General features: G+C 47.5%; 27 protein-coding genes and 2 tRNA genes. 10 read left to right on the plus strand and 19 right to left on the minus strand.

Translation table 11 applies throughout. The features are described 5' to 3' along the window. The first annotated feature begins 30 nt into the window (after positions 1-30). Complete coding sequence (locus tag Q7R76_06210; GenBank protein MDO8643141.1) at positions 31-1,266, plus strand: phosphoglycerate kinase; 1,236 nt, start codon at positions 31-33, stop codon at positions 1,264-1,266. After that, positions 1,263-2,294, plus strand: coding sequence for a type II glyceraldehyde-3-phosphate dehydrogenase (locus tag Q7R76_06215; protein MDO8643142.1), 1,032 nt, complete (start codon positions 1,263-1,265; stop codon positions 2,292-2,294). Before Q7R76_06210 ends, Q7R76_06215 begins: the two co-directional genes overlap by 4 nt. A 6-nt stretch (positions 2,295-2,300) precedes the next feature. Here Q7R76_06215 and Q7R76_06220 read toward each other — a convergent pair whose 3' ends face one another. Then, on the minus strand, positions 2,301-2,960 hold the full coding sequence (locus tag Q7R76_06220) for a hypothetical protein (protein ID MDO8643143.1): 660 nt from the start codon (positions 2,958-2,960) through the stop codon (positions 2,301-2,303). Positions 2,961-3,053: 93 nt separating this feature from the next. Between Q7R76_06220 and Q7R76_06225 the strand changes: the two genes are divergently transcribed. Both Q7R76_06225 and Q7R76_06230 read left to right on the plus strand, forming a co-directional pair. Beyond that, entirely contained in the window at positions 3,054-3,605 is a 552-nt protein-coding gene (locus Q7R76_06225; GenBank protein MDO8643144.1) for a nucleotidyltransferase domain-containing protein, read from the plus strand. After that, positions 3,602-4,024, plus strand: a complete 423-nt coding sequence (locus tag Q7R76_06230) for a hypothetical protein (protein ID MDO8643145.1) — start codon at positions 3,602-3,604, stop codon at positions 4,022-4,024. The genes Q7R76_06225 and Q7R76_06230 overlap by 4 nt, the downstream gene beginning before the upstream one ends. Positions 4,025-4,032: 8 nt before the next feature. Here the strand turns inward: Q7R76_06230 and Q7R76_06235 are convergent, their stop codons facing one another. After that, positions 4,033-4,494: a YkgJ family cysteine cluster protein gene (locus Q7R76_06235; protein MDO8643146.1), complete on the minus strand. Its 462-nt coding sequence runs from the start codon at positions 4,492-4,494 to the stop codon at positions 4,033-4,035. 17 nt (positions 4,495-4,511) lie between these two features. Further along, the gene (map, locus tag Q7R76_06240) at positions 4,512-5,432 is read right to left on the minus strand and encodes a type II methionyl aminopeptidase (protein ID MDO8643147.1); all 921 of its coding nucleotides are present in this window, start codon (positions 5,430-5,432) and stop codon (positions 4,512-4,514) included. Positions 5,433-5,553: 121 nt separating this feature from the next. Here map and Q7R76_06245 point away from each other — a divergent pair, with 121 nt between their 5' ends. The 3 genes from Q7R76_06245 (at position 5,554) to Q7R76_06255 (ending at position 6,629) form a co-directional block, all read left to right on the plus strand. Further along, positions 5,554-5,694, plus strand: coding sequence for a hypothetical protein (locus Q7R76_06245; protein ID MDO8643148.1), 141 nt, complete (start codon positions 5,554-5,556; stop codon positions 5,692-5,694). A gap of 1 nt (position 5,695) precedes the next feature. Next, a complete protein-coding gene (locus Q7R76_06250) occupies positions 5,696-6,316 on the plus strand; it encodes a hypothetical protein (GenBank protein ID MDO8643149.1) in 621 nt (206 codons plus the stop codon). A gap of 76 nt (positions 6,317-6,392) precedes the next feature. Then, the gene (locus tag Q7R76_06255; GenBank protein ID MDO8643150.1) at positions 6,393-6,629 is read left to right on the plus strand and encodes a hypothetical protein; all 237 of its coding nucleotides are present in this window, start codon (positions 6,393-6,395) and stop codon (positions 6,627-6,629) included. 27 nt (positions 6,630-6,656) lie between these two features. On the opposite strand, the gene Q7R76_06260 is transcribed toward Q7R76_06255, so the two are convergent. Then, the gene (locus tag Q7R76_06260; protein ID MDO8643151.1) at positions 6,657-8,549 is read right to left on the minus strand and encodes a beta-CASP ribonuclease aCPSF1; all 1,893 of its coding nucleotides are present in this window, start codon (positions 8,547-8,549) and stop codon (positions 6,657-6,659) included. Between the two features lie 98 nt (positions 8,550-8,647). Beyond that, positions 8,648-9,286: a proteasome subunit beta gene (locus Q7R76_06265; protein ID MDO8643152.1), complete on the minus strand. Its 639-nt coding sequence runs from the start codon at positions 9,284-9,286 to the stop codon at positions 8,648-8,650. Positions 9,287-9,824: 538 nt separating this feature from the next. Between Q7R76_06265 and Q7R76_06270 the strand changes: the two genes are divergently transcribed. After that, positions 9,825-10,103: a hypothetical protein gene (locus tag Q7R76_06270; protein ID MDO8643153.1), complete on the plus strand. Its 279-nt coding sequence runs from the start codon at positions 9,825-9,827 to the stop codon at positions 10,101-10,103. Between the two features lie 37 nt (positions 10,104-10,140). Here the strand turns inward: Q7R76_06270 and Q7R76_06275 are convergent, their stop codons facing one another. Then, positions 10,141-10,578 carry a 30S ribosomal protein S12 gene (locus tag Q7R76_06275; GenBank protein ID MDO8643154.1) on the minus strand — a complete coding sequence of 146 codons (438 nt, stop codon included), beginning with the start codon at positions 10,576-10,578 and terminating at the stop codon, positions 10,141-10,143. A gap of 354 nt (positions 10,579-10,932) precedes the next feature. On the opposite strand from Q7R76_06275, the gene nucS reads away from it, so the two are divergent. Next, entirely contained in the window at positions 10,933-11,679 is a 747-nt protein-coding gene (nucS, locus tag Q7R76_06280) for an endonuclease NucS (protein ID MDO8643155.1), read from the plus strand. A gap of 174 nt (positions 11,680-11,853) precedes the next feature. Beyond that, positions 11,854-12,231 (plus strand): hypothetical protein, encoded by a 378-nt coding sequence (locus Q7R76_06285; protein MDO8643156.1) that lies wholly within the window; start codon positions 11,854-11,856, stop codon positions 12,229-12,231. Here the strand turns inward: Q7R76_06285 and Q7R76_06290 are convergent, their stop codons facing one another. The 13 genes from Q7R76_06290 to hisS all read right to left on the minus strand — a co-directional run bounded on the left by Q7R76_06290 (position 12,232) and on the right by hisS (position 25,439). Beyond that, entirely contained in the window at positions 12,232-14,238 is a 2,007-nt protein-coding gene (locus Q7R76_06290) for a hypothetical protein (protein MDO8643157.1), read from the minus strand. Between the two features lie 86 nt (positions 14,239-14,324). Beyond that, positions 14,325-14,822, minus strand: a complete 498-nt coding sequence (locus Q7R76_06295; GenBank protein ID MDO8643158.1) for a helix-turn-helix transcriptional regulator — start codon at positions 14,820-14,822, stop codon at positions 14,325-14,327. A 28-nt stretch (positions 14,823-14,850) separates the two neighbouring features. Then, positions 14,851-15,279 (minus strand): NusA-like transcription termination signal-binding factor, encoded by a 429-nt coding sequence (locus Q7R76_06300; protein MDO8643159.1) that lies wholly within the window; start codon positions 15,277-15,279, stop codon positions 14,851-14,853. Between the two features lie 8 nt (positions 15,280-15,287). Further along, positions 15,288-15,554 (minus strand): ribosomal L7Ae/L30e/S12e/Gadd45 family protein, encoded by a 267-nt coding sequence (locus tag Q7R76_06305; protein ID MDO8643160.1) that lies wholly within the window; start codon positions 15,552-15,554, stop codon positions 15,288-15,290. 32 nt (positions 15,555-15,586) lie between these two features. Then, entirely contained in the window at positions 15,587-16,732 is a 1,146-nt protein-coding gene (locus Q7R76_06310) for a DNA-directed RNA polymerase subunit A'' (protein ID MDO8643161.1), read from the minus strand. Positions 16,733-16,746: 14 nt separating this feature from the next. Further along, positions 16,747-19,350, minus strand: a complete 2,604-nt coding sequence (locus Q7R76_06315) for a DNA-directed RNA polymerase subunit A' (protein MDO8643162.1) — start codon at positions 19,348-19,350, stop codon at positions 16,747-16,749. A gap of 29 nt (positions 19,351-19,379) precedes the next feature. Beyond that, complete coding sequence (gene rpoB, locus Q7R76_06320) at positions 19,380-21,203, minus strand: DNA-directed RNA polymerase subunit B (protein MDO8643163.1); 1,824 nt, start codon at positions 21,201-21,203, stop codon at positions 19,380-19,382. Between the two features lie 58 nt (positions 21,204-21,261). After that, positions 21,262-22,749 carry a DNA-directed RNA polymerase subunit B'' gene (locus tag Q7R76_06325; GenBank protein MDO8643164.1) on the minus strand — a complete coding sequence of 496 codons (1,488 nt, stop codon included), beginning with the start codon at positions 22,747-22,749 and terminating at the stop codon, positions 21,262-21,264. Continuing rightward, a complete protein-coding gene (locus tag Q7R76_06330; protein MDO8643165.1) occupies positions 22,742-22,999 on the minus strand; it encodes a DNA-directed RNA polymerase subunit H in 258 nt (85 codons plus the stop codon). Before Q7R76_06330 ends, Q7R76_06325 begins: the two co-directional genes overlap by 8 nt. A 33-nt stretch (positions 23,000-23,032) precedes the next feature. Next, positions 23,033-23,171: transfer RNA gene (locus tag Q7R76_06335), tRNA-Lys, on the minus strand. A 17-nt stretch (positions 23,172-23,188) separates the two neighbouring features. Then, positions 23,189-23,335 (minus strand) — tRNA-Asp (locus tag Q7R76_06340). Positions 23,336-23,479: 144 nt separating this feature from the next. Next, positions 23,480-24,067, minus strand: coding sequence for a sigma-70 family RNA polymerase sigma factor (locus tag Q7R76_06345; GenBank protein ID MDO8643166.1), 588 nt, complete (start codon positions 24,065-24,067; stop codon positions 23,480-23,482). 52 nt (positions 24,068-24,119) lie between these two features. After that, on the minus strand, positions 24,120-25,439 hold the full coding sequence (hisS, locus tag Q7R76_06350; protein ID MDO8643167.1) for a histidine--tRNA ligase: 1,320 nt from the start codon (positions 25,437-25,439) through the stop codon (positions 24,120-24,122). Positions 25,440-25,463 lie beyond the last annotated feature (24 nt).

The following is a 25,463-nucleotide window of genomic DNA, read 5'->3' on the forward strand; positions in this document are numbered from 1 at the left end:
TTTATAAATAGCCCGTTGCTCAAAGCGACTATGCCATTTTTAAACGTCAACGAAGTGGACGTGGAAAACAAGCGTGTATTCGTCCGCGTCGGAATGGATATTTCGGTAGACAGCGAAGGAAACATCATTGATGACCAACGGATTGTTTCCTGCATCCCGACGATTCAGCATCTGATTGACCGCAATGCAAAAATAATTCTCCTCATGCACATTGGCCGGCCAAAAGGTGTTGAAAAGCACCTCACGACCGACAATGTGGCAAAGCGATTATCACGCATGCTGTTCCGGCCCATTGAAAAACTCGACGCGTGCACTGGTGAAGAGGTGCAAAAAAAAGTGGAGCAAATGAAACCAGGTGACATCATATTTCTTGAAAACGTGCGTTTTCATGAAGGCGAAACAAAAAATGAAGACGGATTTGTGCAGGAACTCGCTGCATTGGGCGATGTGTATGTAAACGAGTGTTTTTCCGTGTCGCACCGCGAGCACGCATCCATGGTGGGCGTGCCGAAATATATGTTGAGCTGCGGCGGATTGTGCCTGCGCCGCGAAATAGACATGCTGAAAAAAATAATGAAAGAGCCGGAAAAACCGTTTGTCGCACTACTGGGCGGCGTCAAAGGGGACAAAATCAACGCGCTGAAAAACCTTATCACCAAGGCAGACAAAATTTTGATTGGTGGTGGGCTGGCGTTTTTGTTTCTCAAACTGCGCGGCTTTTCTATCGGCAGGTCAAAAGTTGATGCTGAATGGCTGAGCGAAGCAGTGCGGGATGAAATTCTTGAACTTGCGCTCAATGAAAAAATTGTGCTGCCGGTTGACGTCATCGCGGCAAAAGAGCCAACCGGCCATGCAGAAGAAACAATTATGGACACGCGGAAAATCCATTCAGATTTTATGGGGCTTGACATCGGGCCGCGCACCATTGAACTGTATAAGCAGATTCTTGCTGGAGCAAAAACGGTCATCTGGGCTGGGCCCATGGGATTGTTTGAAATTGAAAAATATGAAAAAGGAACGCGGGAAATGGCGCGATATTTAGGCGAGCTTAGTGAACAAGGAGTTACCACAGTCATCGGTGGCGGTGAATCGGCGTTTGCTGTCGAGAAATTTAAGGTTATTGACAAAATGACGCACGTCTCAACCGGCGGCGGCGCGTTTCTGGCGTTTGTGGCAAACGAATCACTGCCGGCAATCGATGTGTTGACGCAATCAAAAACAAAGGCAATCAACAACCAGCCGCCTGCCCTTGAGGTGAAACAATGAGCGTGAAGATAGCAATCAACGGGTATGGCACCATTGGAAAAAGAATTGCTGATGCTGTTGCTTCACAAGATGACATGAAAATTATTGGCGTGGTGAAAACAACGCCGTCATTCGAGTTGGATGATGCACAACGATTAGGGTTTCCGATATTTGCGAACAATAAGGAAAATTATCGTTTGTTCCAGGAAAAAGGAATTCCCGTCCAAGGCACAGTTGAGGAATTGCTGGATTCATGCGATATCGTGGTTGACTGCACGCCGGGAAAAATGGGCAAAGAAAACAAGGAAAAACTGTATCTGCCAAAAAATAAAAAAGCAATTTTTCAGGGCGGGGAAAAAGCGAATGTGGTTGACTGTTCGTTTAACGCATCAAACAATTATCAGCAGGCGCTCGGAAAACAATTCGTACGAGTTGTGTCCTGCAATACCACCGGGCTTTCGCGAAACTTGGGGGCTTTGAAAAAAGCATTCGGCATTGCATCAGCGCGCGTGACGCTCATTCGCCGCGGCGCTGACCCATTTGACGACGATACCGGCCCGATGAATGCCATTGTGCCGGATCCGGTGACGATTCCGTCCCACCACGGCCCTGATGTCAAAACAATTATTCCTGACCTTGATATTGTGACCACGGCGCTGATTGTACCGACGACGCTGATGCATGTGCATACGCTGAATGTGCGATTGAATACACCGACGACTGCGGAGAAAGTGATTGAGATTCTTTCACAAACACCGCGCATCATTCTTGTTGACGCCGATAAACGGATTACCTCCACCGCAAAGATTATGGAAATGGCGCGCGACCTTGGAAGAAAACGAAGCGACTTATTTGAATTGGTGGTATGGAAAAACAGCGTCAGCGTTCTTAATGGCAATGAATTATTTTTCATGCAGGCCGTGCATCAGGAAAGCATTGTGGTGCCTGATAATATTGACTGCATACGGGCGATGATGGGGCTGACGGATGATGCGCTCACGAGCATGAAGAAGACGGATGAGGCGATGGGAGTTAAGAAGTGGTGGTGAGTTGGTTCAATACATTTTTTCAACGTCTCTGATTCTATGTGTTGTTTTTAGTTTTGCAACAGCTTCAAATAAGATAGGAATAGGTCTATACACAGTCATAAAAATATCAGCACCCATAGTATCCTCATATATTTCGATCCGCGCGATATCTTCTTGAGCATCAAAAGAAGGAGCCGAGACAAAAAATAATGCAAGTCTTGGAGTTACGCAATAATGCCGATTTGGTAGCATTAATGATTGGAAGATAGGAAAATGAAAAGAGGGAACAGAATGATAGGCGTCATACTCAGACCTTAAAAACAAAAAAGAGTAGCGTATTTTAACATCAGGTAGTGACTCTGCTAAGTGAGAATAAAGGTTAGCTAAGAAAGATTGTGCTTGGTTGGTACAAGAAATATGCCAGTTGGTGCCTGCTTCTGCATTTCTTTCAAGTGTAGCAAGTTTTTGAGGATCAGGATATATCTGATCAAATGCCTTTTCAGCATACAGCTGTTCGACACCCATTTTTACGAGAACATCAACTACGTCTTCCCGTGAAAGTGCCGGACTCTGAAGCGAAGCGTCTAATGATGCGTGCGCTTCTGCGATTTCCCTGGTTCTATCCTGTGCTTGCAAAAGAAGCGCCTGTTCTGTAAGTGAGGCGAGGTCGTAGTCTGGTTGAGTCATAGTGGACGAAAGAAAAGAGGTCGGATTTAAGCTTTTCTATCAGTCCGTCACCAATCGAAACATTTATATAGAGCCGGTAATTATGTTTACCACATGGAAAGAAAATTTACCATAAATGAGCAGGGAGTCTTGGGCACCATCAGCGCGTACCCAACACGATCATTCTCCGCACGAGAGATAGCGCGCTTGCTGGGAATCAGCCACCCGACCGTCCTGAAAGTAGTACGGCACCTTGCACAGGAAGAGTTAGTAATAAAACAACTTAAAAAAAACCTGTCAGGAAGTAAGCCATCAGTGGCGTGGAAAGCAAACCAACAAAGTAAAAAATATAGCGCGTATAAACGGATACAAAATCTTTATGAGCTGCACCGCTCAGGTGTAATTGAAGAGATTGCTTCTCAAACAGCACCGAATGCCATTATTCTTTTCGGCTCGTATGGAAGAGGCGAAGATACTGAAGAGAGTGATATAGACCTTTTTGTTGTAAGCAGAGAAAAACAGCTTGATCTTAGAAGATACGAAAAAAAACTTAAAAGAAAAATAAATATCACCTTTGAAAAAAATCCGGCTGCACTTTCAAAAGAATTTTTAAATAATGTAGTGAATGGTATCGTCATGTATGGTTATTTTGAGGTACCATCATGATAGTTCAACAGATTACACCAGACAAACAGAAGGCAAAAAGTTTATTGTTACGAGCAAGAGAATTTAGTCACGCAGTTGAGTTATTAAAAAATAATGGTGAGGCATCAGTCCTTATAACGATGGAATATGACATTCTGCATGCACTTTCGGGAGCAATACTTGCATGTGATGGCGAAAAAATAACGGATAAAGACCATCATCAGAGCCTTATTTTCCACATAACAAAAAAGTATATGAGCGAGATACTGCCTGCACAGAAAAATATTTTTGATGAATTGCGAAAAACAAGGAATGACATTAATTATTATGGTCAAAAAGATAAAGGAGTGTTGATTGATTTTTATGAAAGAAACAAAGAACAGATTTTTAAATTACGCCAGATTTTGCAAACGATTTTACAGAAAAAAATTGAGGGATAATCAAGCAATTATACCCCTTTCCACCGCGTCAGTTTCGTTCCCAGTTCTTCGTCAGTTGCAATAAACACCTTCCATCCAATCTTCTCAAACTGCTCAAAGAAGGGCACAAGAATGTCACTCTCGGCAATGCCGCATTCACACCCCACTTTAACAATTTTGTAATCATCATCAAAAACAAACGGCGCATTTCTACAGACAGAAGGGCGATTTTTATAGACCGTGCATCGGTTATTTTTATCCAGCGCAGGACAGCCGCCGTCAATATTGAGAAGGTAGCCGCCGCCCATCCGCTGCTTGAGTTTTCCGTTTGCGCGCAACTCTTTTTCTTTTTCTCCGACAACAGTTTTCATTTCTTTTTCTGTTAGAATAAGAGAATAATTCTTGCAGCAGAAAGCACCGCATTGTTTGATACAACGCTCTCCAAGAATTTTATTCGCCTCGTCTCTGATGGCGAGCACGCGCGGGTCCATGGGTATCATCGTATGAATTACTCAACTTTTGTCGTCGCAATCGGCTTGTCCCCAACAATAACCGTGTGCTCGTGCTGGCTGATGAATCCCTTGTTTTTGTCAACGAGCGGTGCATAGCACTTGACGGATTCAATCCGCTGGAGCTCCATTAATGCGAAGTTGACTTTCGGCTTCCCAAATAATCGTGTGAGCCAGCGGGTGGTAAAGGGAAGCCCCTTGTACGTTTCAATATGCTTGAGAATTTCACGCGTGAACGCACTCCGCACGGGCTTTTTCGCAACCTGCATAAAAATTTCTGCTTCTCCAAGTTCTTCAATCATGCCGGCACCCATTGATGCAAATGGCTCGACCGCGAGGAGCTGGCCGTCTTGGAGTTTTGTTTGTGCGCCGGTGTTGAAATTAGGAACTGACGGACTGGAGTGAACCGTGTAGATGTCCAATCCGTGGCCAGAAAGATTTTTTACGGGCTTGAAGCCGAATGATTCGATTGTTTCTGCGATGACGCCACCAATGTCTGAAACAGAAACACCCGGCTTCATCATCGGAATAACTTTGTCTCTCGCTTTTTTTGATGCCTCAAGCAGATTTTTGTAGCGGCCATCGTTGGAGAGATCAACGGTGAGTGCATTGTCTGCCATGCAGCCCTTGATGTGCACGCCGCAGTCCAGTTTTACAACCATACCTTCTTTGAAAATTGTTTTGTCTTCATCGGTGGGGCAGTTATGCGCTGCGGTTTGATTGAAAGATACCTGCACGGGAAACGCCAATCCTGATTCTTCTTCTCCGTTGAGCAATTGTTTGATTTTTTCTTCGACTTTGTCAGAAACTTCAAGCAGGGATTCACCTACTTTGACGAGTTTTTTTCCGTACTGCAGCGCTTCGCCCGCAATTCTCCCTGCTTTCAGAACGTGCGGTTTTGTTTCAGGAGTGACGATCATATGTGCTACAGAATGGGGCGATTATTTAAAGTTTTAGCCCCTTTTTCCCCCTTTTAAACCTTTCGCTTGATATCACTAATGAGTAGAAAGGTTTTTATACCTCTCCCGTTCATCGCAGGGTATGGATCCGATTCTGTGCAAACGATGCGGCGACCACATCCGCAGCCTCAACAAGCTCCGCAAGTGGTGTGTTGACTGTCGTACGACATTGACGAACGAGCGGGCGCGACTCAGGAATAAGGCGCAGCGGATGAGAAAGTAATATGGGACTTGTCTCAAGAATTCTTTTGGCACTTACACTCGTTGGAACACAGGGATGTTTGGATAACCAAGAAAGACCTACTCGTTTGGAATATCGTTCATGTGTTTCGCTTCCTTCGGTCATGTATCAATTATTGGATCAAACATTAAATGATGGCAATTTTGTTATCAGCACGGGAAGTTTGAACACGACAATGAATGCGCCCCCCTCTCGCCCAATAGTTGAGGGAAACAACGAACGAGGAGAGCATGTTCTCGTTCAATGCATCGACTATTCGATCAAGATTTGTGATGTTGATCCGCATTTTGGTCCTTTTCCGGAGTATGACGGATGGAGCTGCACGATCTTATATGATGATTCTGATTCTACACGACAAAGCACCAAGATCATCCCAGAAAAAGGGTTCAGCGCCTATGCTCGTGGTGGAAGCCCGTTTGTTGGTTTTTCTCGCGTCGGTGAAGGGTGCAGTGATCTAAGTAACCCACTAACTGACTATTGTGCCAATGAGTGTGAATCATTTCTTGACAAAGCGGTGAATGGGCTGAAACTGGCACATCGTGCTGCAATGGAGGCAGCCGGCCAAGGAGAAGATTCCTTGAAGGATGAAGTGTGTAATCCCTAAAGATTTTAAACGACAATAAACAGTGAGACCACAAACTATTTAAAACACAATTCCCCTTCTTTTAGTTGGTGATAGTATGGGTTATCGCACTGGCGTGATTGAGCGTGTTCCACGCGAAAGCAATGGCAAAGTGGTTGATGGCACCATTATTGATGATGATGGCACGCCGTTAAAATTCCGCTGGCCTGCAGAATGGAAACACGGCAACATGGGCATGAAAGGTGCACGCGTACGTTATCTGATGAGCGGCAACAGGGTACGTGGATTAAAGAAGGGATTTACCGGCACGCATCTGGCGTCGCGGCATGATTGAAACACGCAGATAATTCTTTATTTTTATTTATTTCAGCCTTACAACTTCCAGATTTCTTGGGGCAACCGTCTCAATCGGATATTGTTTGTGGATGCTGCTGGCAAGGTCAAGAATTCTCGAATTTTCGCCGTGGTTCAAAATGATTTTTTTCGGCCGCGGGTCGCACTTGTGCACGAAGTTCATCAGCTGGCGGCGGTCGCAGTGCCCTGAAATTTCAAGCTTGCTGATTTCCATTTTGCATTCGACAATTTCCTGTGTTTTGCCGTCACGGAACATGAATTCGCGCTCGCCGTTTTGAATGCGCCGGCCCATACTGCCTTCGGATTGATACGATGTGAAGATAAGGGCGTTGCGCGCTGAACCTGCAAGGTTTCTGAAGTATTGTACTGACGGGCCGCCGACCATCATGCCGGAAGTTGCGAGGATGACGCAGGAACCGGTGTCTTCCAAAATTTGCGTGCGCTCTTTCTGCGAGCCGACGCGCTTGAAGATTGGTGATAAGAACGGATTGCTGTCTTTGTGGAAAATTTGCTTGCGCACCAGCGCGTTGAGGAATTCTGGATACGCCGTGTGAATGCCAGTCATGTCCCACACAATGCCGTCAACAAACACAGGGATTTCCTCAATTTCTTTGTTGCGCACGAGTTTTTCAAGGAGGAGCATAATTTCCTGGGCGCGCCCGCAGCCCAGCACTGGGATGAGCACTTTTCCTCTGCGCTCAATGGCGCGCTTGATGACATCCTTGGTAATTTCGTCTGCTTCGTGCTCTGATGGAAGCACGTTGTCTCTGCCGCCGTAGGTCGCTTCAAGGAGCATAGTTTCAAGTCGTGGGAAATACGTCGCCGCAGGATCAAGAAGATGTGTTCTGCCGTATTTGATGTCGGCAGTGTAGAGGAAATTGTGCAGGCCGTTGCCGATGTGGATGTGCGTCATGGCGCTACCGAGAATGTGGCCGGCGTCGTAGAACGTGATGCGGATGTCAGGCGTGATGTCAGTCACTTCTTCGTAATCAAGGCATATCATATTCATGACCATCTTTTTGACTTCTTCAGCAGTGTACAATGGATCTTTTCCTTCGTTTTTCATTATCTTGATGAAGTCCAATGTTTGGAGAACAGTGATGTCTCGTGTCGGTGAGGTGCAGTAAATTGGACCGTCATAACCGAACTTGAACAGGTACGGAATCATGCCACAGTGATCGAGGTGCGCGTGCGAAAGAATGACTGCGTCAATTTCATCGAGTTTTACTTCCGGCGCGTCGAGGTACGGATAGGAACCTTGGTCCATGCGTGCAGGGTCAATGCCGCAGTCCAGCAGGATTCTTGATTCAGGTGTTTGGAGCAGGAAGCAGCTTCTGCCAACTTGCCGCCCAGCGCCGAGCACGGACAGGCGAACCCATTCATCTTTTTTCTCGCGAATCCAGCCGTCGTACACGCGGTGGCCAGTCTTGTTGAGGAATTTTCTCCGTGCTTCGGAATGTTCGTAGAGAAAGTGTCGGATTTTTTCAATGATTTCTGACTTGATAGCAGGCGTCCGGCGGATGAGCGGTACCCACATTGTTTTTTCGCGGATTTCCCGCAGCACTGATCCTTGTTTGCCGATGGCAATGCCGGGCTTTTCAGTTTCAATCACCACTTGGCTTCTGGACGCGTCAAAGAAGATGTTGTCAATCTCTGCCTCTGCTGGCATGACTTTTTCAATAATCTCTCTGGCTTGATCCTGATCAAGCGTGACTGATGGATCGGGGCGCAGCTCAATGCGCTTTTTGAACATGCTCACGACATTGCGGATAGTGCCCTGATTATCAAGGAAGTATTCTTTATCCTTGGTGTAGAGCATGATGTTTGCTCCTTCAAAACACGCGTCGCTGATTTTATCGGGGGGCAGATTTGCCAGAATTTCTTTTAAGATATTTGCCATATATTATTCTCCAACTCACGAGAACGTGAGTGATGCTGAATTTGATACTAAATTAAATGAATATTAAATGAATAAAAGATTTGTACGAGAGTGAGATGTTACTGAATTTTATACGGAATTTCGCCGGTTTCAACCAACTTGAATCCGTCTTGGGTGATGGTGGTGATGTCAAAGCCGCAGCCGGATGCCGAGTCACGCTGAACCGCTGCATTGAGCGCTTTTTTCGCCAGCGCAATGCCTTCATGTATGCTCATGTCTTTTTTGTACATTGCCTCAAGCACACCGTACACGAAAATGCTGCCCGAGCCGTCAGAGCTGTAGTCATCCTCTTGTGTTACGCTGCCGTCAATGCCAATGTTGTAGAGATAGTACCCAGAATTGTCCTTGCCGCCGAGCAGGAAGCCGACAATGCCCGGGAGCATCGACATTTTTCTGATGTTGTAATAGGAAAGCCCGGCAAGCATGTTTGCTGCTTGTTTGACCGTGACATCTTGATGTGACTGGATTTTTTTGAGCTTGAGCTCTGCCCGAAAAATTTTGGTCAGGAGCTGGGCGTCTGACACAAGGCCGGCAATCGTGACTGCCATAGCGTCATCTACCTGGTGGATTTTCTGCGTGCGCTTGTCCACAATCATATGGCCGGCGGTTGCCTTCTTATCAGCAGCCATAACCACGCCATCTTTGCAGATAATGCCGATGGTTGTTGTTCCCGTCTTTTTAACGTTGGTATTATCCATTAAGGACACCTAAGAATTCCTTCAGAACGTATCCGAGAAGGATAGTATTCATTTGGGGTAGGTGGTATATAAGGTTTGCGGTTTGCAAGGCTGAAAACAACTGTTGGAAGTGGTTAGGTTTATATATGAGTGGGTATAAAAACGAGAAGTGTGGAGCTGAGAGAATGAGTATACATGATAATCGGAGATGCCCTGTTAAAAGAGGAGACCCTCTTACGGAAAAATCATCTTCTTTAGATGTGAGACTTCTCGCAGATGATTTGACAGAACATACGGGAATAACGTATAGAGCACGGTTTGCAAGTTATCCGGCGCAAGACCCGCGAAGACAAGCAGAGATTAGAGGGTTGAATTCTGCGTTGTATGATCAGATGAGTAGAGACAGGCAAAGAGCGAGTGAGAGCAAAATAGAGAGACCAGAAGAAAGATTGGTACAGCGAGCTTATTCAGCAGTCCTGTCTTTATTTGGAGAATATAGATAGAAGAGAAAGGAAACATAACCACAACATTTAAATTCTGTTAAGTGAGATATCCTTCCATGCTTGACATCTACTGGTCAAAACTGTCAACCTTCGAGAAAGTTATATTTGTGCTCGGCTGGTTTTCTGTATTTAATGCCGTATTCTGGGTCGCGTTTATTGTGACGTACATTATCGGCAAGGAGCGCGGCGGCCGTTATAAAGAATTTTTCAACCCGCACACGCTGAAAGTGCCGTATGTGTTTGGGTGGATTCATCTCGTGCTGATACTGCTCTGCCTCATTGTTTTTATAACGATGTTCTCGTTTATAGCAGCGATGATGAGAATGGTTTGGTAGAAAAGAAGAAATAATTTGTTGAATGATGTTTGTTGTTTTACTTTCTCGCCTTCTCAATTCTTCCTTTCAGAAGTGCGTCAAGTGATTGGTCATTTACTTTGATAACCTGCCAGCGGATTCCTGAAAGATCTCCCTTTGAGCGCCCCATTTTGCCGCCGATACATTCAATGAGCACTTCGTCGTGTTCGTCCATCATCTTGATGGCGCCGTCGCCGGGTGCAAATGAAGTGACTTGCTTGCCGTTCTTAATCAGCTGGACACGCACGCATTTGCGCATTGCGGAGTTCGGCTGCTTTGCCTCGAGCTGGACTTTAGCGAGAATGATGCCTTTTGCTTGTGATGCTCCTTCGAGCGGGTCAGACTTGTACTTGAGCCCAAGTGCGCTGCGCTTGTACCACTTGTCATACCAGCGATGGATTGTTCTCCGTGCCTTGACTCTCTTGCCGGCACTCAAGCCGGTTGTTTTGTGACCCATACGACGATGGAAAAGGAGGGGGTTTATAAAGCTTTTTGTGCTTTTGTTGCTGGAGGCGGTTCGTTTCAGCCGATAGAGTCAATGATGATTTTTTGTAAAACGAATGTGATTCAGCGTCAGCCAAAGACGGTAACGGCAAGAAACGAACTGGTAAGGAACTGTTTCGGTGCTGTAGCACTTTAAATCAGTTCATCAGAGGCGAAAAATTGGCGCCAATTTTTCGCCTCACGGGAAAAACAGAATGTGCAACAGGAGTTTTTCCTTGCCCGTAGCTTGCCTTCAGTGTGTAATTCGTTTCTGTATTGGCTGATTACTACGCAAAACAATATAAACTCTTGATATCTGCAACGCACTGTGGTCGACCGCCAACTTCTTCAGGAAATTGAAAAAATAAACAAAGCCCTCGAACGGGAAGAAATGCTCATCATCGGCGCGGACTGTGAGATTACCTATTCCGGCAGGGCAGAAACAAAACTGGCGCAGGGCGACCGTGTCATCATAATAAAAAGCGACAAGACGCTGCTCGTGCACCAGCCGCACGGCTCCAATCCTATCAATTACATGAAAGAAAATTCCAGCCACCGCATCATTGTCGAAGATGAAATGGTCGTGCTGAAAAGCAAAAATGTGCCACTCAACGAATTTGTCGATGTGCTCATCAACAAGATTCACTTTTTCAACAGCGCCAAGCTTGCTGACGGCACAAAAATTGAGCTGACCGGCAATGAAAAAGACATGGCTGATATGATTGCGAAAAATCCGGCAATGATAGAAGCCGGGCTCCGGCTCGTTAAACAGGAAGAACAAACTGAATATGGTTTTATTGACGTGCTCTGCCACGACACAAACAAAAATCTTGTCGTCATCGAATGCAAACGGTACAAGGCAGACTTCAAGGCAGTTGAACAATTAAAACGGTACGTCGAGAAAATAAAAAAAAGCAAGGGAATTGAAACCGCACGCGGCATCCTCGCGGCGCCAAGCATTTCAGACAACGCAAAGGCAATGCTGGAAGAGAAAGGATTTTCTTTCTGCGCCATCGAGCCACCGCGGTACAAGGAACGATTCAGAAAAGGACAGAAAAAGTTGGGAGAGTTTTAATCGGTATTCTGTCATCGAAAGAAAAAAGTCGTTCCGACACAACCGGAAATCTTCCGGAAAAACAATAAAAATTCGGAAAAACACGTCTCGCTGCCGGAATTATTCCGGAATCGCCGGAAATCTTCCGGATTTGACGACGAAAAGTTTATTAAGAAGATATGCGTACGAATCGTGATGAACATGACAGCACAAAATAAACCAACCTATTTTGACCGGTTCGCTGAGTTTATTGTAGAAAAAGGCCCATCGCCCAATTTTTGGTTTGTGGTGTTTATTATCTCATTTACCACGTTGATTATCTGGCTCATCCTGAAAGGGCTCGGCATCATTAATACGCCGTGGTGGCTTGCGCATCTGCCGTATCTTGTAGGTGCAGGCTCGTTGATTTCGTTTATTGTCATGCTGGTTGAAAAAGGAATAGATATTGGAAAGATGATAGGAAGGTTTGACATGCGCCTCCATGCTGTTGAAAATGGGTTACACGAAGTAAAAAGTGACGTAAAAGAACTGCGAAATGACTACCGCACTCATCTGGTGAAATATCATGCGTGATTATTCTACGGGCGCGAATCCTTCACGAATCAATGCATCATGGACGTAACTGTCGGCATTTTCTGAACTAAGACGGTTGAGATACGCACGAAAAGATTGGTTTATAGTTTCATTCGGGGGAAATAAGAGATACGCACCTTTAAAATACCGTTGGAAACTAAGATAGGTGTGTGCATCTGCCTGATGAGTACCAGTATGTGGATGAATATAAGACGGCACACCAAGAATTTCAGGATGGTGAATAAGAAGAGGAGTGTACCGCACAAAAGCGAGGGCAACACGTACGTCGGCAAAAGTGGTAGGGTGAAAAGGGTGTTGAGAAATAAAAGTGCGGGTAGCCTCGAAATGTTTGACTAAAAAAGGCACGAGTGATTCATCATCAGAGTCACCAATTCTGAAACGTATGTCAGATACAAGATCATCACCAAATCGCGCAGCTCGCTGAAGCAGGTACGTACCAACCGCATTGACGAGAGGTGAACTTCCTTCAGATTGGTCAATCCTGACGGCACATTCATCGATGACTCCTCGTTCATTATGGAGCTTAGTTGCGTAGGCAGTATAGATTATGCCAAAGTCAGCAATGGTAAAAGGGGTATTCACACTTTGAGCACTATAGAAAAAAATCTGAAGTGCAGCGTCAAGATTGCCCAAAGAAACATTCTGATCAGCCATTTTTTTCAGCCGAGGATCCGATCGATCAAAAAGGAGAAGGTTAAGACCGGAAAAAATGCCGGGTTCAGCTGTTCTTGTTCCATACTGCTCAACCAGCTTGTCCAAATCTGCAGAGGGTAAACGATCGTAGTGGGTGTACCAAGTAGTGCACTCTGCTTCAAGATTAGCAAGCACATCATTCATAACTTGGTTGCGGCAGACCACACGAATCAGACTTTTTTGTTGCTCAAAAATGCTGACCAAGTTCAAGCCCTTCCACTGGACAGGCGTCTGGGTTGCATAACAGAGTTGTTCAAAGGGTGCCTCGATAGGTGGCCCGTTGCCAGAAGAACCGGTTAAATAATCCCAATAAAATGACATGGCGACACCGCACCAGTCAATGCCTTTGGGTATGCTCATGGGATACAGCATGCCGTTGTCATAAAATCCAAGCACGCCCCGTGCCAGTTCTTCATGCAGGCGAAGCCGCGCACGCTGATTTTGGTGTGCACCCAATTCTTGTGAATCACTTTCAGGCATGCGCACACCCATAATAATAGGGGCTTCAACAAGCTCACCGGTCGGTGGAAGATCTTCCCCAATGCCAGTTGTTTTGAGAAAAGAATTTTTCCCGACAACACCGCGCTGGTACAGCGCTGCAAGTTCGCGGGGCAAACGATCAAGTGAAACACCTTGTGAACGGAGGTAGCCTACCACCAAAATTTCTGGCGGCGCAATTATCCCCTTGTCTTTCAATTTCGGGTCATTCACCAGCCCAATGTGGTTGTCAACAAATTTCACACGAAAGAAGGAATTGTTACGAAGATCATCCTCGAGCGAAACGTGAAACTTCGTCCGTGCAGTGCAGTTGTAACCCCGTTCTTGCAACAGATCAATCATGCGGCCGTAATCATTTATGGGATCGCCGAACGCATGTTCGGGTTTTTTGGTTGTTAAAAAAGAAGTCAAATCGGCATCAGCCGGTGCTGAAAGCCGAAGTGCTTCACGCTGTTGCGCATACGTCTGCTGGAGTTCAGGCAACCGCTCAAGCGCCACGGGGTCGTTGAGTGCTGCCTCATACAGTTCGCTCCGGAGAAAAAAATCTGAAAAAGGAATACTATCCAGCGTGCCATCGTGAATGTCATCAACAACTGTGTTGATAAATGCTGATTTCTCTTTGCGAACTGCATCAATTTTTTCTTCAAGTTGTTCAGCACGCGCACGTGCGGCTGCACGCGATGAGAGCCAGGTGTCAGAGCTCAACAGGTGGTGATTGCCAAAGAGACTGACACCGACATGGAGGGCGGCGGAAACAAGCAGAGGAATGCCGTACCGGCGAAAAAGCGAGTTCATAGGCATTTGAAAAAGGCAGAGGTATTTAAACCTTTATAAAGAAACGTCTATAATTGCATAGAGAAGAATCCTCAAAACCCCTTTTTTTAGAGTACTGCCATTGCTTCGGCAAACCGTTTCTTCACCACCAAATAATCCGCCACCAAACCCAACGGCGGACACAAAGAATCTAAACTGCGCACGGTTAAATCAGATTTTGCTCGCTCATACTGGGAAACAGTGCGTGGTGAGAGCCCGCTTTTCCATGCTAATTTTTCGATAGTCAAACCAAGACGGTTTTTTTCCTGAAGAATAACCCGACGGACATAATTATCAACAGGTTCGCCGGCAAGAAAATCGTGCACACCGAGATTTTCAGGCTGATCCGTTGGAACGTGATATAAAACCACAGGAATGAGATCAACACTGTGCGCAATATTATGCAGAGATTGAAGATGGGGACTCCGCATTCGACCGTGCTTTTCTTCAAAATACAGCCTAAAATGAGAAGCGGAAAACGTCGTCATGCGCGCTATTTCTTCCCATGATTTGTGCACGACGTTTGGCAAATCACGAAACCGTTCGACAAAAGAAGGATGTGTCATGGTGCATCAAAAGTGAGAAGTGTGGATATTAGACTACCCGTATTTCCTTAACCTCAAAATACCTGCGAACATTCGTCTCAAGATTACGAAGATTCTGCGCGTTGCGGCCAATCAACAGCCCTTTTGTTTTCATGTCTTGGCTTTCGAGATAGACAATCGCTTCTTCTTCCCGAATAGCATCAATGCGGAGAGGCATAATCATGTTCTTGATGAATTCAAGCTTTTCCGGATGGTATTCAATGATGCGAATGCGTCGCTTGAATTTTTGCTCCAGAAGGTGAACCATTGCCCCTGCTTTTCCCACCGCCTTGCCAATCTGGCCGGGCTGCACCACAAATGTTAGAAGGGTAAGGTGTGTATCAACAAAACAATCTTTGGGCGACGCGCCGGTTACCTGCTCAAAAACAGCCATGTACTGCATGAGAGAGATATCATATTTGATGGCGGTTGTCGTCATGGAAAATCCTATTTTTTCACGTCTTTTTTAACGCCTAACACAGAAATAGAAAACTGTTTCTTGCAGATGATACCCAACTCTTCGTTTGGTACTGCAAGCTCTTCAACTTCGGTTGATGACAACTCTGCATATTTTTTCACGTCGGTTTTGACTGATGCCGGGCAATTTGAGGCAAGATATACTTTCTTGACACCGCCCTGTTTTATCTGTTTCAGCGTTTCTTTAGTGCCAACGTATGCTTTTCCTTCTTTGACGAGTTTTTTGAAATCTTCCATGGTGTCACCAGTAGGTATTTAGTTTTAGTTGATTATTTTTTTACTTCAACAACAAGGCCGGGAAGGCCCGTGCCGACGGGAATAGGCTGGTTAATCATCACGTTCTCAACGACTGAAGTGAGTGTATCTTCTTCGCCGATGAGTGCCGCGTCAATGATGTGCTTGATGGGCGTTTCGAACGACGCGCGTGCAAGGACCGAGGATTTCTCGCTCACAATGCCGTAGCGCGTGATGCCTTTGATGCTGCCAGCGGTGCACATCATGTCAGCAACAAGCATGATGTGTCGCCTGTCAATGTTCAAGCCCTGGCTTTCAATGACTTTGAATATTTCGTTGATTGCTGCCTGGCGCGCTGCTTCAATGCCGAGCACACCGGCAATTTCGTAGAGGTCATTGGACACGGTTCTGGTAGTGTCAACAAAGTCGAGTGAGAGTATTTTTCCGAGGTTGGTGCCGGCAGTAACGATAATAAATTCATCGCCGCGCTTGACCGGCAGTACTTGGGTAATGCCCTTGATGCCCTGCAGGTACGCCTCTTTTATTTTTTCTTTGAGTTTGTACAGCTCATTGAGCCCTGCTTCTTTTCCAGACGCCTTGACAAAGATAGAACCATCTTTTTCCTTGACGGAAAGCTTGACTACTTTTTCAAGCGCCTTGATAAAGCCAGCGCGTGTCATGCCAATTTCACGGAGTTTGTTTTCATCGGGGCGAATTTCAATGGTGAATTCGAGCATGTTGATGATAAATTCTGAAACAACTTCTTCGACCGTGGTTTCTTTGATGACGAGCGCAATGCGCTTGATGTCCTTTCCTTCGCTGTACGGCGGCTTGAGGTAGATTTCCATCATCGGCGTGCTCAGATTTTTTCTGCCGTCGAGAATTTCAATAATTCTCGGCAGGCCGGTGGTGACGTTCATTTCCGCAACGCCGGCAAAGTGGAACGTGTTAAGGGTCATCTGGGTGCCGGGCTCGCCGATTGATTCTGCACTGATAACGCCGACGCTTTCACCGGGCTCAACTTTTGAATCTTCATATTCTTTGACTGTGGCATCGAATACTTGTTTGAGCTGTGTTTTTGTGGCGTTCGCCGGAAGATGCTTCTTCATATCGCTGATAATTTTTTTATTCAGCAGAGGAAGGTATTCTTCGCACAGTTCGTTCACAGTATCAGTCGTCATGGTGTTCCTCATTCTCAGTCTGCTTCAGTGCCGCAGATATGTTCGATGATTCGTTTCACATTGAGCTTGCCGCCCTCGCTCTTGGAAATGTCAATGCCGTCTTCGCCGTACAGGAACTGGATAATTCTTCCTGATGCGTCACGGACCGTGTGGTCGTATTCAACGCGCAGGTCCTGCATCGCATTGGCAAGCCGCCTGTATAAATATCCTGATTTTGGAGTACGCAGTGCGGTATCCATGAGGCTGTCACGGCCGGTCATTGCTGCGAAGAAAAATTCGTGCGGCGCAAGGCCGGACTTGAAGCCGTTGCTGATAAAGCCGCGCGCTGCTGGCATGAGATCATCTTTTTTGAAACAGGAAAGTGTTCTGTTGGAAAAGCCCTTGCTGATTCTGTTGCCACGCAGTGCCTGCTGGCCGACGCAAGCGCCAATTTGTGCCATGTTAATCGGCGTGCCGCGCGCACCGCTCTTCGCCATGGCAATGGTGCCGGTGGTGCCCGGTGCGTATTCAGTAACGAGATTACCGATTTTGTTACGCGCGGTGTTCAGCGCTTCGAGAATGCGAAGCTCGAGCGTTTCAATGAGTGTTTTTCCCGGGAATGTCTCGATTTCCTTGTTGTGGTACCGTTTGATAAGCATGTCCGCCTCTTCTTCGGCTTGCGCCTTAATGGCATTGATTTTTTCAACTGCTTCCCGAGGAAGATCCATGTCGGAAATTGCCGTCGAGAAACCGTACTTGCTCAAGGTGAACACGGCAAGCTTGCACATTTTTGTCAGCACATCAAGCGTGAAGTGCTCGCCGTACTGCTTGTGCAGGTTGCGCAGCATAAGCCCTGCGCCGTGGCCAAGGTTTGCAGAGTCCATGACTCCCTTGAGGATTTTTCCTTTGCGGATAATGAGGTCGGGCTCTTCTTTTTTCTTGTTTCCTTTGGTGAAGCCGGAAAATCTGAAATCCGCAGGGAGCAGGCAGCTGAACACGTCTTTGCCCGTGACCATGTCTTTGTTCGGCAGGCGGGAAAAATCGTTGATGCCTGACGCGGAAAGCAAGTCAACAGCATCGCGGTGTTTCATGACCGTGTCGTCGTGGGTTAGCACATAGGATCCTGAAATTGCGTCTTGAATGCAGCCGATAACGCTCAAGCCATACCGCGGGCTAATCATCTGCAGGTCAACCATCATAAGCATTTCTGTTTCAGCGCGTGCTTCTTCAGTTTGAGGAATGTGCAGGTTCATTTCGTCGCCGTCAAAATCCGCGTTGTACGGATGGCACACTGCTGGATTGAGGCGGAATGTTTTGTGCGGCAACACGCGAATGCGGTGCGCCATCATTGACATTCTGTGCAAACTGGGCTGGCGGTTGAAAACAGCAAGGTCACCGTCCATGAGGTGGCGCTCAACAATGTATCCCGGCTGAATTTCTTCGAGCAGCTGCTCTTTTGTTTCGTCGGTGATTTTCTTTTTCTTGCCATCCGGCCGTGTAATATAATTGGCACCTGGATAGTTTTTCGGGCCGCGCTCAATAAATTGTTTGAGGTACTCCCGGTTCCATTCAGTGACGCGTTCAGGAACCGTCAGTTTGCTGGCAACAATTTTTGGAATGCCGACCTCATTCATCTTAATCATCGGATCAGGAGAGATGACGGTACGTGAAGAAAAGTTTGTGCGCTTGCCGGCAAGGTTGTGCCTGATGCGGCCTTCCTTGCTTGTAATGCGCTCGGTAATTGTTTTCAGCGGCTGGCCCGAGCGATGGCGTGCTGGCGGGAGCTGGGCAACATTGTTGTCGAAAAACGTGGTGATGTGGTATTGTAACAAATCCCAGAGATCTTCGATGATAATTTCAGGAGCACCGGCGTTGATGTTTTCAAACAGGCGTTGGTTGATACGGACAATGTCGCCGAGCTTGTGGGTTAAGTCATCCTCACTGCGCTCGCCACTTTCAAGAGTGATCGATGGGCGAATGGTGACGGGAGGGATTGCCATGACCGTGAGTATAATCCATTCCGGCCTGCTCACGTCAGAATTCAGGCCGAACATTCGGCAGTCGTCATCGCTCAATTTTTCAAGTCGTGTTCTGATTTCAATGGGTGAAAGCCGCTTGTCATTTTCCATGTAGGTGTACGGCTTGTCGAGTGAAATTTTGTATTGTTTCGCCTTGCAGTGCGGGCATTTGCTGATTGTTTTCAGGCCGGCAATAATTTCCTTGATTCTTCGGCGCCGCGCTTCAAGGCCGCCTTGTGCTTCTGCTTCAGCCAGCACTTCAGTGTACTGGTCAACCTTGTTTTGTGGAATAAGCACTTTGCCGCACTCGCGGCACGCGCAGCGGAGCATGGTGAGGATGAGCGGGACAAATTTGATATGGATAATCGGCCGGGCAAGCTCAATGTAGCCGAAGTGGCCGATGCACTCTTTGAGTTTTGAGCCGCAGGTCTTGCATTTCAATCCGGGATCGATAACGCCGAGGCGAATGTCCATGAGGCCGCCGTCAACCGGGTAGCCCTCTTTGTCGTAGAGTTCCGGCGTGACAATCTTTGCAGAGGCCATGCTCTTGATCATTTTTGGCGAGAGCAGTCCGAAGGAAATGCTTTCAATTTCTTTGTAGGGGTAGCGTTCGCGGTCCATGGTGTATCAGTAGTTTGTGTATGTTGTTGTTAGTATTTTGTTTTGAGTTTCAATCGTGGATAAATTCCCAATGACTTGAATTCGTCAAGGATGAGCTTGAAAGCATAGGACAGTTCAATGTCGCTCACCTCGACGTTATCGCCGCAGAGCGGGCACACTGACTGGTCCTTGAATTCATTGTAAATCGCAATGGTGCCGCAGCCTTCGCACACCGGCACAATGGTTTTGTCGGAATCAAACCGCTCCTTGAGCAGCAGCGATGCGCCGTGCGCAACAAAGGTGTCCTTTTCCATTTCTCCCAATCGCAGGCCGCCTTCTTTTGAGCGCCCTTCAGTGGGCTGGCGCGTGAGGAGCTGGATGGGGCCGCGTGCGCGCGAGTGAATTTTGTTTGCGACCATGTGTTTGAGTTTGAGGTAGTACATGTTGCCGATGAAAATACGCACGGGGTAGCGTTCTCCGGTTTCTCCGTGGTACATGCTTTCAGTGCCGTTTTCACGGAAGCCCATAGAAAGGAGTTCCGTCCGCAGCGATTCTTCGGACTCGGCGTCAAACGTGGTACCGTCGACATACCGGCCGCTGAGTGAACCGACTTTGCCGCCGATCATTTCAATCAAGTGTGAAACAGTCATACGTGATGGAATACCGTGAGGGGTGAACAGGATATCAGGAACAATGCCTGATGCAGAGCAGGGCATATCAGCGTGGGGCACGAGCAAACCGACAACACCTTTTTGTCCGTGGCGTGATGTAAATTTGTCGCCGATTTCAGGAATGCGCTGGTCTCTGATACGCACCTGCACGAGCTTGTTGCCCTCTTCGTTTTCGGTGATGGCGACAAAATCAACAATGCCCTCTTCGCCGTGCTTCATTGAAAAGGAACTTTCACGGCGAGTGGTTGAGGCAAGGCTGTACTCGTTCATGCCGCTCAAGAAGCGTGGAGGAGAGCTTTTTCCAATCACCACATCGCCTTCAGCAACTGGCGCTTCAGGATAGATAATGCCGTCCTCTTCAAGGAAGCGGTAATCGTGCTCTGACTTGTAGCCCTTGACTTCTTTGTCAGGAACGCAAATACTGTCAGTGAGTCCGCCGGCGTAGCGCAGCTCCTCGACAATCGCGGGCCGGAAATAAGTGGAACGGCCAAGGCCGCGCTGCACTGAACCAAGGTTTAAGACGATAGCGTCTTCCATGTTGTATCCCTTATAGGCCATGACTGCAACGACGAGATTTTGACCAGCCGGGTGCTTGTCATATTCAGTAAGATCATTAATGATGGTTTTCACAATCGGACGCTGGGGGTGGTGGAGAATGTTAACATCCATGTCGATGCGCACGGGGAAATTCGCTGCGTAAAAGCCGAGCGCCTGTTTCTGGTTTTTCGCGCCCATGGCAATACGCGCACCGGGCGAGTGGTTGGCAAACGGCACGAGGCCGCCGCAAATGCCGAAAATAATAGTCGGAGAAATTTCAAGATGGGTGTGATCTTTAGTAAGTTCTTCTTCAGTAAAGGCGATGAGCGTATTTTCTTCCTCGAGCGAGTCGAGGTATTCAATGACGCCCTGCTTGATGAGGTCAGCAAAGGTGATTTCGTTTTTTTCGAGCTGTTGCAAATGCTTTTCGAGGAGGAGTGATTTACCATCCTTTGCCACAATCAGGGGCCTGCGAACTCTGCCGCGGTCGCTCTCGATAAATACCTGATTGCGCTGGGCATCAAACCTGATGTTGAGCGCGCTGCTTAATGCGCCTTTTCGCCTGCTTGAAACGACTTTGTCGACGAATTCTACGGGATTTTCAATAGTCCCGACAAATTTGTCGTTCAGGTACACTTCAGCGCCGTTGGTTTCAGGTTGAGCCATTGTTGTGTTTCACCGATGAATGTGGTGGATGGTAGTATGGATTTGTTAGTTGATACTATTATTTGATAAATTTGAGGCCGCACTCTTTCAGCGACTTGAGGATGGGCGCCTCGGGCTCCTCGGTTGTGACTTGGGCAAGCATTGCCAGATTTTTACGCAGGCCGATGTTGGTACCTTCAGGAGTTTCAACCGGGCATAACCTGCCGAGATGCGTCGGATGCAAACCGCGCGCCTCGAAGTTTTCCTGCGTTGCGCTTAACGGCGACACGACACGCTGGAGGTGACTCATAGTTTCGGTAAAGTTGAGGCGCTGGATACGCTGGCTGATGCCTTTGCGCGAGCCAACCCAACTGCCGGTTGCCAGCGAGCTGTAAATTCTCGACGTCAAGAGCTTGTCGCGGATAATGACTTTTATCGACGGGAATTTGCCGCGCTTAACAATGCGCTGGAAATTGTAGAGCAGGTCGCCAATCAGCACTTTGATGTTGGCGCGGAACAAGTCAGCCATGAGGTCGCCGCTCAACTTGAGGCGTTTGTTCATGTAATGGTCCTTGTCATCCGGCGGGAGCTCTCCACGACTGACAGCGATATATTTGCGCAGGATTTTGCAGAGGTTGAATGATTTTGAAACGCGGTCTTTTGCCTCAAGGCCGAGGTGGGGAAGCAGGTATTTGTCGAGGAGTTCGCGCATGCGCTCAATTCTGATTTCGCGCGCCTGCATGATGCCGATGTGCTTTGCAAGCCAGTCAAGCGCGTCGTCTTGTGTTTTTGTTGCGACAAATTCATACAAGTTAACAATGATTTCGTCGTTCTGCGTGCCGGTGCTGATGGTTTTCATGATTTCATCATCGCGCAGCATGCCGAGCGCCTTGAGCACCATGATGATGGGTACACGCTTGACACGGGTGAAAGTGAGGTAAAACAATCCATTTTTCATGCGTTCGAACGTGTGTGGAATTTTGAATGAGCCGCGCTCGGAAAAAAGCCGGCCGACAAACGCGCTGACGCCAACGGTTTCTTTTTCGACGAGCAGTTTGTTGGCCGCGAGGTCTTCGACGGAGATCAGCACTTTTTCCGTGCCGTTGATAATGAAGTAGCCACCGGGATCGTCCGGGTCTTCGCCCTTTTCAATGAGCTCGTCCCGGTTAAGCCCTTTAAGGTGGCAGTATTTTGATTTCAGCATGATGGGCATGCTGGCGATTTGGGTGGTGAACATTTCGCGCCGCACACCGTTGACGTGCGCGGAAACTTCGATGAAGCACGGCGCCGCGTAAGTTATTTTTCGCAGGCGCGACTCAACCGGAAAAATGTTTTTCTTGGAGCCGTCAGCTTCAGTAATGGTTGGCTTTTCCAGCCAGATTTTGTCAAGCACAATTTTGAATTCGTCAATGTTATGGGGAATAATGGTGGGAACGATGTCCTTGTTTTCCTCGACAATGCGCTGGAGCTCAAAATCAAGGAAGTTGTTAAACGACTCAATGTCAGAACCAATCAGGCTGTTTTCCTGAAAGTATTTCGTGAGCAGGACGTGGCTGTACTTACGCATGCACAACCCCCCGGTAAAAAATCGCATCGCCCGCGGTTGGGCTTTTGCGGAGAATCTTGACGACATCGCCTGGCTTGACACTTAACGGTTGGATGGCAGGGTCGGTCGGCAGAATTTTTGGCAGGTCTTTCAGCGTGATGTGGTACGTTGCAAAGAGCTCCTGCTTGTCTTTGTCAGAGAGCTTCTGGTGCTCAGGAATCAGCACGTGATTCGTGACGGAAACGACAGGTGTTTTTTGTTTTCGTAGCATGTGCTTCCTTCCCTATCTTTCTTAAAAATGCAACGGGCCGGACGAGACATTCATCAGCAGATGTGCCGTGCACACCACTGAATTTGAACTCGCGACCACTGCATCGCTTCCAAAACACCCCTTCGTGTTTTTGTTAAAAGTGCAGTGCTCTACCAGGCTGAGCTACCGGCCCATAGCATATGAATAAAACGCCCTGGCCGGGACTTCCATTCGGTATGTCGCCGGTAGTCAGTTGCTTGTCGTCGACAAACGATACCGACCAACGACAAACGGATTTTGAACCCGGGTCGCAACCGTGACAGGGTTGCGTGCTAGACCGGACTACACTACCAGGGCATTTGAACAGTATATGCTTCCGTACAGCCTGCTGACAAGCATTCGAGTGGTTGTCGACAAAAAGCTGTAAGAAAGATTGAGCTCATATAGGTCAAAAACAAGGAGGTTATTTATAAAGTTTGTGGTTTTGGCGGTTGGCGTGATTCACTTCAACACATTATATAAGTCAGTATCCTGTTCAAGGATCCTTCGTGCGCGGTAGACGCGAGACATCACGGTGCCGTCAGGTAGGCTCAACGCTCTGCCCGTTTCGTGATAGTGAGATTCACCAAAAAAAGTGAGCCATGCTGTTGCGCGAAAATCACCGGGAAGTTCGCCAACCGCACGCTGGGCACGTGCCATGATTTCTCGCCGAGCAACAATGGTTTCAGGTGTCTCTGGATGGCTTGCTGCATGGAATTCAGGATCTTCATCCGACGTGAAACGCTCCCACTCAATCTTTTTCTGGTGATGATGGTTAAGGAATGAGCGGACAGCAATTTTGTACAGCCACGCGCGGAGATTAGTGCCAGTTTTGTAGCTATCGTGAAAGCGGGCAACTTTGACAAATGTTTCTGAAAGAATGTCATCTGCATCAGCCCGATGAGCTGTTTGTTTGAGCAAATAAGCGTAGAGCTCGTCTCGGTACTGGCCAAACACGGCACTCAGAGGTTTGCCGTCTAAGAAAATAGTTTCTTTAGTTTTTGTGGAACGAACCCGATCATCAAGCGCAGCACATTCATCAGATACCATCGGGGCGAGAAAGAAAGAGGAGGTATAAAAACATTTTGAATTGGTGATTAGATCATCCCTTCAATCGCGTGCAGACCTCATGTACCCCCAGCAGCTCTTCAGTGCCGGACAGCATGTCTTTCAGCTTGACTTTGTTCTGCGCAAGTTCCTGCGCACCGATAATAAGAACATAGGGAATGCCGAGCGCGTTGGCATAGTCCAAATTTTTGCTGATGCCTCTGCCGATGATATCGATGTCAGCGTTGATGCCCTCTTTACGGAGTGTGCTCAAGATGGTGAGAGATTCATTGAGCGTTTTGATGGGGATTAAAAAAACCTGCGTCACGGATTTTTTCATAGGCTCTTTTTCCGCGGCACGGATTATTTTTAGCTGCTCAACAATCGGCTCAATGCCGAAACTGATGCCCACTGCAGGATATTCGCCGCTGCCCAAAAAGGTGCCAATCATTCGGTCGTAGCGCCCACCGCCGGCAAGAGAGGATTTCACGTCGCTTTCAGACGAATCTTTGAGGAACACCTCAAACACCGGGCCGGTGTAGTATGCCAATCCGCGGGAAAGCGTCGGCTCGAATGATACATTTGCCTCGTCACCGAGCCGGTCAACATAGGCAAGGAGCTCTTCAATCTCGCGCAGGCCTTCTTGTGCAGCGGGTGTGGTAATTTTTTCGCGGAGAATGGCAATCTTGTCACTGTTTTTTCCGGGCAGTGTCAGTAAGGAAAAGAGTTGCTCAACTTGAGTGGGAGAGAGCCCTTTTTGTTTCAGTTCTTTTTTTACGTCAGCAGACCCAATTTTTTTGAGTTTGTCAACTGCCACGAGCACATCGACATTTTTTTCAGTGAGTCCGAGAAACGCGAGCAAGCCATCGAGAAATTTTCGGTTGTTGATTTCTATGGTCACATCGAAGTTTATTTGGTGGAAGAATTTTTGGGCAAGCACCACCAGCTCGGCATCAGCCAGCATATTTTTTGTGCCAACCACATCAACATCACACTGCCAGAATTCGCGGTACCTCCCGAGTTTTATCGGGCCGTCGCGAAATACTGGGCCGATTTGATAGCGCTTAAACGGAAGTTTGAGCGTTGGATTCATGCCAAAAAAGCGTGCAAAGGGAACGGTGAGGTCGTATCGAAGGCAGAGATCACGCTCGCCTTGATCTTTGAGAGTGAATGTTTCTTTCAAAATTTCTGCGCCGCCGGCATATTTTGATGCGAGCACGTCATACCGCTCGAGAATGGGCGTTTCCAGCGGAGAAAAGCCGAACTGCTCGAACAAGCGAACCAGCGTGGCGATTAGTTCATTGCGCATAATTTTTTCTTCCGGCGGAAAGTCCCGCGTGCCGCGGGCGCGCTGGAGCTCAAGTTTTTCAGGCATGGTTTTCACGTGGTGTTCTGGTTT

Source organism: Candidatus Woesearchaeota archaeon (assembly GCA_030651375.1).
In the GTDB taxonomy this organism is placed as follows: Archaea; Nanobdellota; Nanobdellia; order Woesearchaeales; family UBA12501; genus JAUSFM01.